This is a genomic window from Halorussus limi (assembly GCF_023238205.1).
Classification (GTDB): Archaea; Halobacteriota; Halobacteria; order Halobacteriales; family Haladaptataceae; genus Halorussus; species Halorussus limi.
This window is the reverse complement of record NZ_CP096659.1, coordinates 1,950,996-1,964,150: the sequence shown is the minus strand read 5'-3', so window position 1 is coordinate 1,964,150 and position 13,155 is coordinate 1,950,996. Positions and strand designations below refer to the sequence as shown.

Genomic DNA, 13,155 nt, shown 5'->3' with positions numbered 1-13,155 from the left:
CACTGAATCACCACGTCCGAAAACATTACCGCTACTTCCGTCAGTACTGTCCACCCGTCCGACTCCCCGGCCGATGTCCCCGGACGACCCTTCCGCCCCGTCCTCGCCAGTGTGACCGTGTAGTTCCGGCGTTACCTTCCGCCGGAGTTCGTCCCGAGAATCAGATATTACTAGCTCTTAAATACCAGAAAGAATAGAGGAACGGGCATGAACGCGATTCGAGGAGGGCGACACGGTGAACGCGGCCGGTGAGGGAGGACACCCGACCGCCGACGAGAGCGAGCGAGTCGCAACTACCGACGGGGTGCAAACGACCGAAACGACCGGCATCCCAACGCTCTCGGTCCTCGACCGGGCGCTCTACGCGCTGTTCTCCCGGCACGCCGACCGGGCGCGCCACGACGCCGACCGCAAGCACTACCGCGCGACCGGCGTGACCGCGAGTTTCGACGTCTACCTCGCGCGGACCTACGGCCTGTCGTGGCTGGCCCTCGCGCTACTGACTGCGTGGACGTTCGTCGTCGTAGTCGCGCTCCCCGACGCCACGCTGGCGGCCGCCGCGGACTTCCTCCGACGGGGAGTCCCCGGTCTCGAAGCCGTCGGCGTCCCGGCCGTCTCGCGGACCGCCGCGGCGGTCGGGGCCGGACTCGGAGTCGGTCTCGCCGGCAAGCGCGCGACCGTCGCGCTCGGCGGGCGCTACCTCGAATGGACCGCGAGCGCCCGGCGGTCGAACATCGAACGCACGCTCCCCGGTGCGGTCCGGTACCTCCACGCGCTCTCGTCGGGCAACGAGGACGGCGCGGCGATGCTCCGGAAGGTCGCCGACCGCGAGGAAGCTTACGGCGAGACCGCGGTGGCGTTCCGGAAGGCGCTGAACAAGGCGACGCTGACCGGCAGTCTCGGCGAGGGTCTGCGCGTGGTGGCCCGAGACACGCCCTCCCGGGACGCGCTCGCTCCGTTTCTCGTGAAGTTCCGCGAACACGCGGAGCAGGGGCCGGACGCGCTCGCCCAGTACCTCCGGATGGAGAGTCGAATGTTGTCGAACCGACAGGACAGAAGTCGCGAGCAGGCCAGCGACTTCCTCGAACTCATCGCGGAGATGTTCGTCGTGCTGCTCGTGCTTCCGGCCCTGCTCATCATCGTCGTGACCGTGATGAGCGTCCTCGCGCCCGGACTGAGCGCCGAGACCGCGACCCCGTTCGGACGGGTCACGGTCCGCGCGCTCCTCGTCTACGGGAGCGCGGGGTTCATCCTCGTCGTCGGCGGCGTCGCCGCCGCGGTGGTCGCCGCGCTCCGCCCGCCCGACCAGTCGGGCCGGGACTACGAGCGTCCGGACGGCGCACTCCCCGTCCTCGCCAGCGCGCTCCGGAATCCCGCGAGCGCGCTGGTGGCGTTCACACCGCTCGCTGTCGGGGTCGCCGCCGCGCTTGGGACGCTCGGCTACTCGCCGGTCAACGTCGCGTTGCTCGGTTACGTCGCGGCCGCCCTCCCGGTGGGTCTGGTCGCGCTCAGGCGGGCGAATCTGGACGACGCGAAGGACCGCGAAATCAAGGACTTCGTCCACGCCGTCTCGGGCCACGTCAGCCTGGGTCGGCCGTTCTCGGAGGCGGTAGAGCGAGTCGCCCGCGACGTGGACCTCGGCGCGCTCGACGGCGACGTGTCCGACCTCGCGTTCAACGCGAACCTGACCACGCGCGGGGGCGACCTGCAGGCGGCCGCGCTCTCGCGGTTCGTGGACCGAGTCGGCACCCCGCTGGCCGACCAGACCATCGGACTCGTCACGGGCGCGCTCGACGCCGGCGGGGACGCCGAGGCGGTCTTCGAGACCCTGCAGGTCGAAATCGGGCGGTTGTACCACGAGCGCAAGGCGCTTCGCTCGAACATGCTCGTCTACGTCGCGGTCGGGTGGACCACGGCCCTGCTGGTCGTCGGCATCATGGTCGCGGTCAACGTCTACGTCCTCGATAGCTTCGCGCAACTCTCGTCCATCTCGACCGCCGACGCGGGCATCGCGCTCGACGCCGACGCCGTGCAACCGGCCCGCGACAGGCGGCGCTTCTACGTCGTGACGCAGGCGACGATGCTCGCCTGCGGGTGGTTCGCCGGGTACGCGAGTCGCGGGCGCTACGAGGCGTTGCTCCACTCGGGCGCGTTGGTCGGCGTCGCGTACTTCGTGTTCGCGGGGGTCGGGATGATATGAACGGACCGACACCGGTCTCCGACCGGGCGCAGTCCAACGTCGTCGGCGTCGCCGTGCTGCTCGGCGTGGTCGTCGTCGCGCTCGGGTCGCTGACCGCGGGCATCGGCGCTATCGTCGAGGAGAACGCCGCGGCGGCCGACTCGGCCCGCGTGGCCGCCGACTTCGACGCGGCGCTCGACCCGGTGGAAGCGACCGGCGTCCACCGCGGTCGAGTCTCGTTCACCGACGGCGAGTTGCGGATCGTCGAGCGCGACCTCCGCGTCTTGAACGAGTCGGGCGTGGTCCGGCGCGTCCGGACCGACGCGCTGGTGTTCACCGCGGGCGAGCGCCGAGTCGCGTTCCTCGCGGGGGCCGTCGTCCGCGGCCCGCCGAACAACGCCAACGTCCGGACGCCGCCGCCGATAACCGCGTCGCGGAACGGCGACGACGGAGACGGCCGCGGCGTCCTCGTCGTCGGCGCGCCCGCGCTGAACGGGTCGGTCGCGGTCTCGGGGTCCGGCGGTTCGTCGGTCGTGGTCCGAACGACGGTCTCTCACCGGCGGACCGCTCTCGGCAACGGCACCTACCGCGTCGCGGTCGAGACCGCGCCCCCAGGCGCGTGGCGGCGGCACTTCGAGCGCCGGAACGCCAGCGTCACGACCCGCGACTTCGACGGCGACGGCCCGCGGAGCGTCGTGGCCGCCTACCCCGGCGAGCGCGTGGCCTACCTCGTGGTCCACGAGATGGAACTGGAGGTCCGAAATGCCTGAAATCAGTGACGCTCGCGCCGCCTCGCCGGTCGTCGGCAAGGCGCTGGAGGCCGGTATCGTCGTCCTCTACGTCGGCCTCCTGTCGGCGACGCTCTACGGCGGCGTCGTCCCCGAGTACCGGACCGCGGCGGGAGCGGAGGTCGGCGAGCGCGTGCTGGCCCAGTCGGCCGAGCGCGTCCAGCAGGCGGTGCCGACCGACGCTCGCGCGGTCCGGGTCCGGGCCGCGGTGTCGCTCCCCCGGACCGTCCGCGGCCGGGCCTACGCGGTCCGGGCCGAGAACCGGACGCTGGTCCTCGACCACCCCGCCGACCGGGTCGGCGGCCGGGTCGCGCTCGCGCTCCCCGAGACGGTCGCGTCGGTGTCGGGCAACTGGTCGAGTCGCGACCCCGCCTTCGTCGTGGTCCGAAGCGGCGACGCGGGCGGACTCGCGGTCCGTCTCGAATCGGGCGACGGGCGAGGACGCGAGGGAGGCCGGGCATGAACCGCGGCCAGATGAACATGCCTGCACTGGCGGTCGCGCTCCTCGTCGTGACCTCGGTGACGGTCGTGAGTCTCGGGTTGGCCGACCGGGCGTATCTCAGCGCCGAACGCGACGCCGACCAGCGGCGGGTCGCGGTCGCGCTCTCGGAGCGACTCGTCGCGCCCGACTCGCCGGTCACGACGCGCACGAACGTCCTCGAAGACGACGCGCTGACGGGGCTGAACGCTACCCGCCTCCAGGAACAGTTCGCCGTGACCGACGGCTACGACGTGGAAGTCCGACTCGGCGACCGGACGCTCGCGGCCGCGGGCGACCCGACCGGCGGGACGACCGTCCGGCGAATCGTGCTGGTCGAGAACCGAACCGCGGCGTCGCTGACGCCGGACCTCTCGGCGAGCGACCCGACCGTGACGCTCCCTCGGCGTTCGCCGCGGGTCGAAATCGGACTGTCTCCGCCGGAAGGGAGCAAGGTAAAAGTTGTGAAAGCAAACGAGAATATCGTTCTCCGAAACGAGTCCGGTCTCGAAGGCCGGTTCGAGGTTCGACTCTCGCGGTTCGAAACCACCGCGCTGACCTTCGAGACCGACGGCCCGCTCCCCTCCGGGAGCGTCGAACTGACCTACTATCCCGCCGAGACGAGCAAGGCGATGCTGGCGGTGACCGTCGATGGCTGAGGAGAATCGCACGGCGGACAGAGGACAGCTCTCGCTGTCGGTAGTGGAGGCGGGCGTCGGGGTCGTGCTGATTCTCGCGGTGGCGATGGGGTTCGCGCTCGGCGTCTCCCCGCCGGACGACCGGGCCGCGCAACTCGACCTCTACGCCGAGGACGCCGCGACGGTCCTCGCCGGCGAACCGCCGCGACACGGCGGCGCGACCCGACTCTCGGAGGTCGTGCGCTCCTCGGAGGCCTTCGAGCGCGAACGCGCGGCGCTCAGGCGGCGGGTCGCGCGCATCCTCCCCGACAACCTCATGTTTCGCCTCCGGACGCCCCACGGCGCGGTCGGCTTCCGGAAACCGGCGGGCGTGGCGGTCGGGTCCGCGAGCGTGACGACCCAGTTCGGCGACGTGACGATTTGGGTGTGGTACGCGTGAGCGGGACCGACGCGGGGGCGGACGAACCGCCGACCCGAGAGCGCGCCCAACTCGTCCTCGCGGCGGCCGCGCTGGTCGCCGTGGCGCTCGCACCGGTCGTCGTCGCGTACCTCCAGTTGGGCTATCACGCCGACGTGACCGCCACCTCGGAGTACGACGCCCCCGACCGGAACGCCGAGCGCCTGCTCTCGCGAGCGGTCCACGACGCCGCGGCCGGCGCGACCGGCGAGTTCGCGTGGAGCGAGCGAACTGCGGCCGTGACCGCGGTTCGTTCGGCGCTACAGCCGAGGCTGGACGCGCTTCGTTCCTCGCGGGTCGAGGAGGGAACGGTGTATCAGGTCGGCTACAACCAGACTGCGGCCGAGGCGTGGCGACAGTCGAACTGCCCCGGCGGGCCGAACCGACGGTTCGGCAACTGTGAGGCCCATCGGGGCGTCGTCGTGCAAGAGCGGGCGGGCGAGACGCACGTGCTGGCGGTCGCGTTCGACGTGCGCGTGACGACCGACGAGTCGGAGATGAAGCTGACACTGGTCGTGCCCGCAGTCGAAGACGCGACGTGACGGCCCACTCACTCGATGTCGGTAATTACGACCCGCGTCGCCTCTACGTCCTCGATGATGGCGTCGAACCCGCCGACGGTGTAGGTCTCGTCGCCAGTGTCGATGGTGAGGCGCGCGTCGGTGAACATCTGGAGGGGCGTGGCCGACTCGCCCTCCTCGAAGCCCGGATAGTCGATGGTCAGAATCGTACCCGAAAGCTCACAGCGCCGACCGCTCTCGACCCACGTGCCCTCGATTTCGGCGGTGAGAGTTCGCCCGTCGCGCACGAGCGGTTCCACGACGTGCAGACAGTCACGGAGCGCGCCGAACCGGAGCGGCGGTTCGTAGGGCGTGGCGGTGTAGTGCTCCTCGGCCGCGAACCGGAGGTGCATCATGTAGTTCCACACCATGTTCTCGTGGGCGCTGTCGTCGATGTAGATGCCGTACTCGTCGTCGGTCGCGGGGTACCACGAGTAGCAGGCGCGCTCGCGGTCCACGAGTGCGCCGAAGGGGTCCGACCGGAGCGGCCGCCGGAGGACGCGGGCGTGGGTGCAGAGTTCCGAGAAGTCGTACTCCGCGAGCGACTCGCCGTCGGCCACGTCGTACAGCGTCACGTCCACGAACACGTCGCGCTCGTGGGCGGCCGTCAGCGTCGGCCGGAGCGATTCGAGGTGGTCGGTCTTGCAGACGAGTTGGGCGTGGTCGGCCGCCCGGTCGAGTTCGTCGCGGGCCTTCTCGAAGACGGTCCGACCGCGCTGGACCAGGCTCACGGTGTGTTCCTTGACCGCCGGCTGTTGCCACCGGTCGGTAATCTCCTCGGCGGCGGCTTCGAGTTCCGCGGCGCGCTCCCGGACGGTTTCGAGGGCCTCGTCGGGGTCCAACGCCTGCACGTAGAGTTTGTCCTGTTCGTAGGTCGTGACGAACCCTTCCGACTCCAAGTCTCGGAGGATGTCGTACACGCGCGGTTGCGGAACGGAACTGGCGTCGGCGACCTCTTGGGCGGCCATCGTCCCTCGCTCGACCACGGTGACGTACGCCGCCGCCTGATACGGCGAGAGACCGTACCGTTCCAGCGTCTCGACGAGTTCGGACGAGTCCATACGTTTGCTTCCGCTGGCGACCTCAATAACTTTCCCGCATGCCCGGTCCGGTCGTTAGACCGGACGAGAACCTCGGGACGCGACCGTGGAGCGATTCGCCGGCAGAACCAGACGGTAGGGCGGTCGCCCGTGGCACCACCCGCGACTCGGTCGGTGTCGCTACCGGGCCGACCCGGGAGTCGGCGCGGAAAGAAATTACTGCAGTTCGCCTTCCAGTCCCCACTCCTCGGCCCGCTCTCTGGCCTCCTCGCGGGCGCGGTCCCGAATCGCGTCTATCTTCTCCTCGTCGTCTAGAAACGCCTCGACCGCGCTCGGCGACCCGCTATCGCTCGCCGGCCCCCTGTCGCTCTCCGACCCACTGTCGCTCGCCGACCCTTTGTCCGACGTCTCGACTCCCGCGTCGTCGTCAGCGCCACCGGCGTCGTGCCACTCGGAGGGCGCGACCGCCCGCGTCCGCTCGGCGAGGTCCGGGTCGCCCGCGAGGCGGTCGGCGACCAGACCCGGCGACACGCGCAGGTCCCTCCGGTCGAGCGCTGCGACGGCCGCCAGCGCGTCGGGGGCCCTCCGGAGCGCAACGTCGTAGGGACCCGGCACCGCGAGGTCGGCCAGCGCCGCCGGACCGCCGCGGCCCGTGCCGGTGTGGTACGCGAAGCGGGGCACGCCCGCCTCGAAGGCGACCACGCCCGCGCCCTCGGCGTCCAGCAGGAGCGCGTCTTGCGGTTCGAGGACGGCGTAGCCCGTCAGTTCGCGGTCGAGCGCCGCGGCCAGCGGCGCGGTCAGGTCGGACTCGACCCGCGAGCGGACGAGAGTCCCGTTGGGCAAGTCCGGCAGGTCCGAGTCGAGAGAGCAGACGGGAGTCATGGCGAGTCCGGAATCACGGCGCTCCGGAAGCGGTCGGCCACGGCGTCCGACTCGCCCGCGCGCACGTCCAGTTTTCCGGCGGCCTCGCGGTAGGCGCGGGCCGCCTCGCTGTCCGGCGCGTGCGCCAGCAGCGGGACGCCGTCGCGCCGGGCCGCGCGGGCGGCGTCGGCGTCGGGGACGCTCGCCAGCGTCGGGCCGTCGAAGTAGCGCTCGGTCTTCTCGGCGACTCCCGCGGCCTCCTCGGGGTCGTGAACCTTGTTGAAGAGGACGCCCGCGGTGGCGGTCCCGTAGGAGTGGGCGTACTCCTGAACTTTCAGGCCGTCGCTGAGCGCCGGTATCGTGGGCTGGAGGACGACGACCACGCGGTCGGCGAGGACGACCGGCAGGACCGCGCTCTTGGACCCGAGCGCCGCGGGCGAGTCGAGCAGGAGAACGTCGGCGTCGGCGGCGAGTTCGGCGACCACCTCGCGGAGTCGGTCGGGGTCGGCGTCCTCGAACGCCGCGAGACTGGTTCCGCAGGGGACGACGGACATGCCGAACCGGTCGTAGACCGCCTCGGACACGTCTGCGTCGGCGTCCTCGACGAGGAGGTCGTGGAGCGTGGTGTCGGCGTCGGTCAGGCCGGTGTGAAAGAGGAGGTTGGCCATCCCGGTGTCGGCGTCCACGACGGTCACGTCGTACTCCTCGGCCAGCGCCATCCCGAGCGCCACCGTCGTCGTGGTCTTGCCGGTTCCGCCCTTCCCGCTCGCGACCGCGAACGCCTCGACCATTACGCCGGAATTACGCACGATGTGTTAAAAATCCACGCCTCTGAAACGAACCTCCTCGGACCGGCCTCGTCGGTATCGGCGCGTCGAGACCGACGCGGAGTTCGACCGCGGAGCGTCACCGGAGCGAGCGTCGAGGACTGTGTTATCACCCCACATGTTTATATGGATAGTTATGGAAACGGTACCACGGGACAATGGTTAACGATGGTAACGGATGTGAGGGTGAGAAGGCGAGTGGAAAGAGAGCGAGAGATACGCGAAACAATGATAAGAAATCGCCGGGCGGGTCGGTCGTGGACCGTCGTCGGTTCCTGCAGTTCGCCGGGACCGGCGTCGCGACGGCGTCGCTCGCCGGATGCATGGGCGGGAGCAAGTCGAAAGACGCGAACCAGCAGCTCGACGGGCCGATAAAGATCGGCGTGCTCGCGCCCGAACCGGGCAACAACCCGATCGGCGCGTCGATGGCCAACTCCGCGAAGCTCGCGGCCAAACAGCTCAACGACAACGGTGGCGTTCTCGGCTCGGACGTGAACGTTGTCGTGAAGGACACCAAGGAGGACCCCGCGACCGGGAAGCGGAAGTATCAGGAGTTGACCGTGGGCGAGCAGGTCGACCTCACGACCGGCGTGTTCACCAGCGAGGTCCAGCTGAACTTGATGTCCTCGATAGCCCAACAACAGACGCTCCACCTGAACACCGGGGCGGCCTCGCCCGAGACGACCCGGAAGGTCGCGGAGAACTACGACCGGTTCAAGTACTACTTCCGGACGGGTCCGGTCAACTCACACTACCTCGGCCAGAACATGGTCGACTTCGCCAAGGCCAACTTCGAGTCGATGGGGTGGAACTCGGTCGCCATCCTCGCCGAGGACTACACGTGGACCGAACCCATCTCCAAGGCGCTCAACGGGTCGCTCTCCGAGGCGGGCATCGACGTGCCGGTCAACAAGCGCTACGCCGGCGGGACGGAGAACTTCTCGCCAATCTACGACGACGTGGCGAACGCGGGCGTCGACGCGGCGTACGTCGTCATGGCCCACACCGGAACCTCGGCGGTGGTCCAGTGGGCGAAACAGCAGCGGCCGTTCGGCTTCGGCGGCATCCACGTGCCGATGCAACTGCCGTCGTACTACGGGTCGGTCAACGGCGCGTGCCGGTACGCCGTGACCCAGAACTCCGCGACGCCCCAGAGCGAGATAACCAGCAAGACGGTGCCGTACGCGAACGCCTACCAGAAGGCCAACGGGAAGTACCCCGTCTACACCGGTTACATCACCTTCGACGCGGTGAAGATGTACGCCGAGGCCGTCAAGCAGGCCGGGAGCAAGGAGTCGGGGAAGGTCATCCCCAAACTGGAGAACATGTCGTACACCGGCACCACGGCCGAGGCGGTGGAGTACTACGGCCGAGACCACCAGTACCCCCACGACGTGAAGTACGGGAAGAAGTACGCGTGGCCGGTCTGGCTACAGTGGCGCGAGACCGAGGGGAGCGGGAGTCAGGAGGTCATCTGGCCCGACAACCTCTCGACGACCAAGTATCAGTCCCCGCCGTGGGTCTGACCGCCGTTCACTCACTCCCCAATTATGGTAGACGTTCTCACTACGGTCGTCAACGCCGTCACGATTAGCGCACTGTACGCACTCGTCGCCATCGGATTCACGCTGATATTCGGCGTCGGCGGCGTGTTGAATCTCGCTCACGGCGCGATTCTCACTATCGGCGCGTTCACGGCGTACTACGCCACGAGCGCGCTCGGTCTCGGCATCTGGACCGGTGCGGCCGCCGCGCTGGTAGTCGCCGCGGTGTTCAGCGCGGTGCTGTACCTCGGGATGATTCGTTGGGTGCAGGACGAGCCGATACTGGTCATGATACTGACGCTCGTGACTTCCATCGCCATCGAGCAGTTCTTCGTCGTCACCGTCGGGACCCAGTCGAAGGCGGTCCCCTCCCTGCTACCGGGACAACTGACGCTCGCCGGAATCAGCGTCCAGACGAATCAGGCGCTGACGTTCGTCCTCTCGTGGGTGCTCATCGGCGGGTTGATAGTGGCGGTCAACTACACCCAGACCGGCAAGGCCATCCTCGCGACAAGCATGACCAAGAAGGGGGCCGCGCTCGTCGGCATCGAGAGCGACCGCATGTACCTCTACACGTGGTTGCTCGCGGGCGCGCTCGCCGGCGTCGCCGGCGTCTTCCTCGCGTCGTACCGGACCGCGAGTTACACGATGGGACGCGGACCGCTCATCCTCTCGTTCTCCATCGTGGTGCTGGGCGGCATCGGTTCCATCCGCGGGAGCGTCGTGGGCGCGTACCTCATCGGGTTCCTCGAAGTGTTCACGGTGTCGTACGTGGATTCGAGCCTGAGCGGCCTCGCGTCGCTGGTCGTCCTCGTCGTCGTGCTGCTGGTCAGACCCGAGGGACTGTTCGGCCGCGAACTCACGGAGGCCTGACCATGTCCGGGGAAACAACCAGCGACCCGGCGTCCTACCGCGACCTGCTCGACCCGTCGTCGCTGGCGCTCCGCCACCGACTGGGTCTGGTCGGACTGGTGGCGCTCGGCCTGCTCCCGTTCACGAACGACCTCGCCGGACTACTCGGTCTGGGCGCGCTCGGCGTGGACCGCCTGATGGTCCTGAAACTCACGGGCGCGCTCTACTTCGCGGTGTTCGCCATGAGTTGGGACGCCGTCTCGGGCTACACCGGCCAGATAAGCTTCGGCCACGGCCTGTTCTTCGCGGTCGGAGGCTACACGTCGGCGCTGCTCAACCTGAACTGGGGCGTCGACCCCGCCATCGCGATAGTCGTCGGGATGGTGTTCGCGGCGCTCGCCGGCGTCGTCGTCGGCGTGCCCGCGCTCCGGTTGGAGGGGCCGTACCTCTCGCTGGTGACGCTCGTCGCGCCGCTCATCCTGCTCCAGTTGTTCATCGTGTTCAGCGACACCTTCGGCGGCGAACTCGGCCTGTCGAGTCCCGAGAACCTGCTCGCGTTCGAGAGCTTCGAGACGGCCATCACGGCCAACTACTACCTCGCGTTCGGCCTGTTCGTCTTCGTGCTGGTGTTGTTGCTCGCGGTCACGCGCTCGGACGCCGGGTCGGTGTTCACCGCCATCCGCGAGGACGAGGACGCGGTCGCCGCGGCGGGCCTCGACCCGGCGAAGTTCAAGGTGTTCGCGTTCGTGCTGAGCGCCGCGGTCGGCGGTCTCGCCGGGGCGATGTTCGTCCACACGCCCGTCGGCAACCCCCAACCCAGCCAACTGCTCGTTCTCACCGTCAGCATCGAGGTGATAATCGCGAGCGTGCTGGGCGGCATGGGGACCATCGTCGGCCCGGCGGTCGGCGGCCTGTTCTACTACATGTTCCGGGACTACCTCAGCGGCGTCTCGTGGACCGTGCCGGTGGCCGACGTGCCGGTGTCGGAACTCGACCTGCTGTTGTTCTCGCTGATCACGCTCGCGCTCCTGTTCTTCCTCCCGGGCGGCATCGTCCGGTGGACGATTCGGAACGGGCGGCGGGCGCTGCGGCGCGGCGGCCGGAACGGCGGCGAGCGCGCCGTCCCGGACGGCGGGACCGACCCGTCCGACGGGGACGACACGAACGCCGGCGGCGAACCCGAAACCGGGACCAGTCCGCTCGAACGGACGCTGGCCGCGTACCGGGAGGCGTTCGACGACGAATCGACCGACGACCGAACCGACGGAGGACGACGATGAGTACCGACAGTTCCACGACCGACGACGCGACGACGACCGACGCGGCGACCGAATCGTACGGCCCGGACGACGGCGTTCTCGTGCTGGACGGCCTGACCAAGCGGTTCGGGGGTCTGACCGCGGTGGACGACCTCTCGTTCGCGGTCGAGGACGGCGAGATACTCGGGTTCATCGGGCCGAACGGCGCGGGCAAGTCCACGACGTTCAACTGCGTGACCGGCACCTACCCCCCGACCGAGGGGACGGTCTGGTACCGCGGCGAGGACGTGACCGGCGAACCCGCCCACGAAATGGTCAAGCGCGGGATGGCCCGGACGTTCCAGTCGTTCCGACCGCTGGAGGACCGGTCCATCGTCCGGAACGTCGCGCTCGCGCTGGTACCCGACAAAATCGCGTCGCTGTCGGGTCTCCGCGGGGAGACGCGCCGGCGCGCGACCGAAATCTGCGAGCGGGTCGGGTTGGGCGACCGACTCACCCAACTCCCGGACGAACTGCCCCACGCGGGGCTGTTACGGCTGGAACTCGGCCGCGCGCTCGCGACCGACCCCGACCTGCTGCTGGTGGACGAACCGTTCGCCGGACTCTCGAATCAGGAGGTCGCCGAAATCTCTGACCTGCTGGAGTCGCTGCGCGACGACGGCATCACGCTGGTCGTCGTGGACCACAACATGCGGGGCCTGCTCTCGCTCATCGACCGGGCGGTCGTCATCCAGTTCGGGTCGAAGATAGCCGAGGGGCGACCCGAGGAGATAAAGCGCGACCCCGCGGTGCAGGAGGCGTATCTGGGAGGTGACACGCTATGAGTACCGACTCCGGTTCCGGGAGCGACGAGGCCTCGACGCGAGACGACGCGGCATCGTCCCGGGACGATGCCGCGTTCTCCGGCGACGTGCCCGATTCGTCCGGAGACGCGACGCCCGACCGCGGCGAGGCGATACTGCGCGCCGAGGGCCTGCAGGTCTCGTACGGCGAGGTGGCCGCGCTCCGCGGACTCGACTTCCGGGTCGCCGACGGCGAAATCGTCGCCATCATCGGGCCGAACGGCGCGGGCAAGTCCACGCTCGCCGACGCGGTGTCGGGCCACGTCGCCTACGAGGGCAGCGTCACCTACCGCGGCCGAGAGGTCGCCGACGCGAGCGCGAGCGACCTCGTCTCGCAGGGCCTGATTCACTGCACCGAGACCCGCGACCTGTTCGGCTACATGACCGTGGCCGACAACCTCGACCTCGGGGCGTACCGCCACCGCGACGACGTGGACGAGCGCCGCGAGTTCGTCTACGACCTGTTCCCGACGCTCGAAGACCGGGCCGACCAGAACGCCCGGACCATGAGCGGCGGCGAACAGCAGATGCTCGCCATCGGCCGGGCGCTGATGAGCGACCCCGACCTGCTGTTGCTCGACGAACCGACGCTCGGTCTCGCGCCGGTGATTCTGGAAGACATCAGCGACGGCATCGAGGAAATTCGGGACGCCGGCGTGACCGTGGTGCTGTGCGAGCAGAACGTCACGTTCGCCATGGACCACGCCGACCGGGTGTACCTGCTGGAGAACGGCCGGTTCGAGCGGGAAGGCTCCCCCGAGACGCTCCGTGGCGACGAGTACATCCGCGAGGCCTACCTCGGCGGATAGCCCGCGCCCTTTTCCACCGTA

The 13,155-nt window shown here is 69.2% G+C and carries 14 protein-coding genes; 11 read left to right on the top strand and 3 right to left on the bottom strand.

What is annotated here, in order from left to right; all coding sequences use genetic code 11:
- Positions 1 to 304 precede the first annotated feature (304 nt).
- The 6 genes from M0R89_RS10135 to M0R89_RS10110 are packed head-to-tail and all read left to right on the top strand — an operon-like array spanning position 305 to position 5,082.
- Positions 305 to 2,200 (top strand): type II secretion system F family protein, encoded by a 1,896-nt coding sequence (locus tag M0R89_RS10135; protein ID WP_368408869.1) that lies wholly within the window; start codon positions 305 to 307, stop codon positions 2,198 to 2,200.
- A complete protein-coding gene (locus M0R89_RS10130) occupies positions 2,197 to 2,949 on the top strand; it encodes a DUF7289 family protein (RefSeq protein WP_248648965.1) in 753 nt (250 codons plus the stop codon). The genes M0R89_RS10135 and M0R89_RS10130 overlap by 4 nt, the downstream gene beginning before the upstream one ends.
- Complete coding sequence (locus M0R89_RS10125; RefSeq protein ID WP_248648964.1) at positions 2,942 to 3,430, top strand: DUF7266 family protein; 489 nt, start codon at positions 2,942 to 2,944, stop codon at positions 3,428 to 3,430. Before M0R89_RS10130 ends, M0R89_RS10125 begins: the two co-directional genes overlap by 8 nt.
- Positions 3,427 to 4,104 carry a DUF7263 family protein gene (locus tag M0R89_RS10120; protein WP_248648963.1) on the top strand — a complete coding sequence of 226 codons (678 nt, stop codon included), beginning with the start codon at positions 3,427 to 3,429 and terminating at the stop codon, positions 4,102 to 4,104. The genes M0R89_RS10125 and M0R89_RS10120 overlap by 4 nt, the downstream gene beginning before the upstream one ends.
- A complete protein-coding gene (locus M0R89_RS10115) occupies positions 4,097 to 4,522 on the top strand; it encodes a DUF7262 family protein (protein ID WP_248648962.1) in 426 nt (141 codons plus the stop codon). The genes M0R89_RS10120 and M0R89_RS10115 overlap by 8 nt, the downstream gene beginning before the upstream one ends.
- A complete protein-coding gene (locus tag M0R89_RS10110) occupies positions 4,510 to 5,082 on the top strand; it encodes a DUF7261 family protein (protein WP_248648961.1) in 573 nt (190 codons plus the stop codon). Before M0R89_RS10115 ends, M0R89_RS10110 begins: the two co-directional genes overlap by 13 nt.
- Positions 5,083 to 5,090: 8 nt before the next feature.
- Here M0R89_RS10110 and M0R89_RS10105 read toward each other — a convergent pair whose 3' ends face one another.
- From M0R89_RS10105 to M0R89_RS10095, 3 genes are all read right to left on the bottom strand, one after another.
- A complete protein-coding gene (locus M0R89_RS10105; protein ID WP_248648960.1) occupies positions 5,091 to 6,161 on the bottom strand; it encodes a TrmB family transcriptional regulator in 1,071 nt (356 codons plus the stop codon).
- A gap of 195 nt (positions 6,162 to 6,356) precedes the next feature.
- On the bottom strand, positions 6,357 to 7,022 hold the full coding sequence (locus tag M0R89_RS10100; protein ID WP_248648959.1) for a DUF8054 family protein: 666 nt from the start codon (positions 7,020 to 7,022) through the stop codon (positions 6,357 to 6,359).
- Positions 7,019 to 7,792 (bottom strand): nucleotide-binding protein, encoded by a 774-nt coding sequence (locus M0R89_RS10095; protein WP_248648958.1) that lies wholly within the window; start codon positions 7,790 to 7,792, stop codon positions 7,019 to 7,021. Before M0R89_RS10095 ends, M0R89_RS10100 begins: the two co-directional genes overlap by 4 nt.
- A gap of 293 nt (positions 7,793 to 8,085) precedes the next feature.
- Between M0R89_RS10095 and M0R89_RS10090 the strand changes: the two genes are divergently transcribed.
- From M0R89_RS10090 to M0R89_RS10070, 5 genes are read left to right on the top strand one after another with little or no spacing between them, the layout of a single operon-like run.
- Positions 8,086 to 9,354 carry an ABC transporter substrate-binding protein gene (locus M0R89_RS10090; RefSeq protein WP_248648957.1) on the top strand — a complete coding sequence of 423 codons (1,269 nt, stop codon included), beginning with the start codon at positions 8,086 to 8,088 and terminating at the stop codon, positions 9,352 to 9,354.
- 24 nt (positions 9,355 to 9,378) lie between these two features.
- Complete coding sequence (locus M0R89_RS10085; protein ID WP_248648956.1) at positions 9,379 to 10,245, top strand: branched-chain amino acid ABC transporter permease; 867 nt, start codon at positions 9,379 to 9,381, stop codon at positions 10,243 to 10,245.
- A 2-nt stretch (positions 10,246 to 10,247) separates the two neighbouring features.
- Positions 10,248 to 11,504 (top strand): branched-chain amino acid ABC transporter permease, encoded by a 1,257-nt coding sequence (locus tag M0R89_RS10080; protein ID WP_248648955.1) that lies wholly within the window; start codon positions 10,248 to 10,250, stop codon positions 11,502 to 11,504.
- Positions 11,501 to 12,307, top strand: coding sequence for an ABC transporter ATP-binding protein (locus tag M0R89_RS10075; protein ID WP_248648954.1), 807 nt, complete (start codon positions 11,501 to 11,503; stop codon positions 12,305 to 12,307). Before M0R89_RS10080 ends, M0R89_RS10075 begins: the two co-directional genes overlap by 4 nt.
- Positions 12,304 to 13,134: an ABC transporter ATP-binding protein gene (locus M0R89_RS10070; protein ID WP_248648953.1), complete on the top strand. Its 831-nt coding sequence runs from the start codon at positions 12,304 to 12,306 to the stop codon at positions 13,132 to 13,134. The genes M0R89_RS10075 and M0R89_RS10070 overlap by 4 nt, the downstream gene beginning before the upstream one ends.
- The last annotated feature ends 21 nt before the right edge of the window (positions 13,135 to 13,155 follow it).

What these genes read in the sequence shown, in the direction of transcription:
- M0R89_RS10105 (WP_248648960.1), bottom strand. Translation starts at nt 6,161, where the DNA reads ATGGACTCGTCCGAACTCGTCGAGACGCTGGAACGGTACGGTCTCTCG.
- M0R89_RS10070 (WP_248648953.1), top strand. Translation starts at nt 12,304, where the DNA reads ATGAGTACCGACTCCGGTTCCGGGAGCGACGAGGCCTCGACGCGAGAC.
- M0R89_RS10085 (WP_248648956.1), top strand. Translation starts at nt 9,379, where the DNA reads ATGGTAGACGTTCTCACTACGGTCGTCAACGCCGTCACGATTAGCGCA.
- M0R89_RS10120 (WP_248648963.1), top strand. Translation starts at nt 3,427, where the DNA reads ATGAACCGCGGCCAGATGAACATGCCTGCACTGGCGGTCGCGCTCCTC.
- M0R89_RS10130 (WP_248648965.1), top strand. Translation starts at nt 2,197, where the DNA reads ATGAACGGACCGACACCGGTCTCCGACCGGGCGCAGTCCAACGTCGTC.
- M0R89_RS10115 (WP_248648962.1), top strand. Translation starts at nt 4,097, where the DNA reads ATGGCTGAGGAGAATCGCACGGCGGACAGAGGACAGCTCTCGCTGTCG.
- M0R89_RS10075 (WP_248648954.1), top strand. Translation starts at nt 11,501, where the DNA reads ATGAGTACCGACAGTTCCACGACCGACGACGCGACGACGACCGACGCG.
- M0R89_RS10080 (WP_248648955.1), top strand. Translation starts at nt 10,248, where the DNA reads ATGTCCGGGGAAACAACCAGCGACCCGGCGTCCTACCGCGACCTGCTC.
- M0R89_RS10125 (WP_248648964.1), top strand. Translation starts at nt 2,942, where the DNA reads ATGCCTGAAATCAGTGACGCTCGCGCCGCCTCGCCGGTCGTCGGCAAG.
- M0R89_RS10100 (WP_248648959.1), bottom strand. Translation starts at nt 7,022, where the DNA reads ATGACTCCCGTCTGCTCTCTCGACTCGGACCTGCCGGACTTGCCCAAC.
- M0R89_RS10095 (WP_248648958.1), bottom strand. Translation starts at nt 7,792, where the DNA reads ATGGTCGAGGCGTTCGCGGTCGCGAGCGGGAAGGGCGGAACCGGCAAG.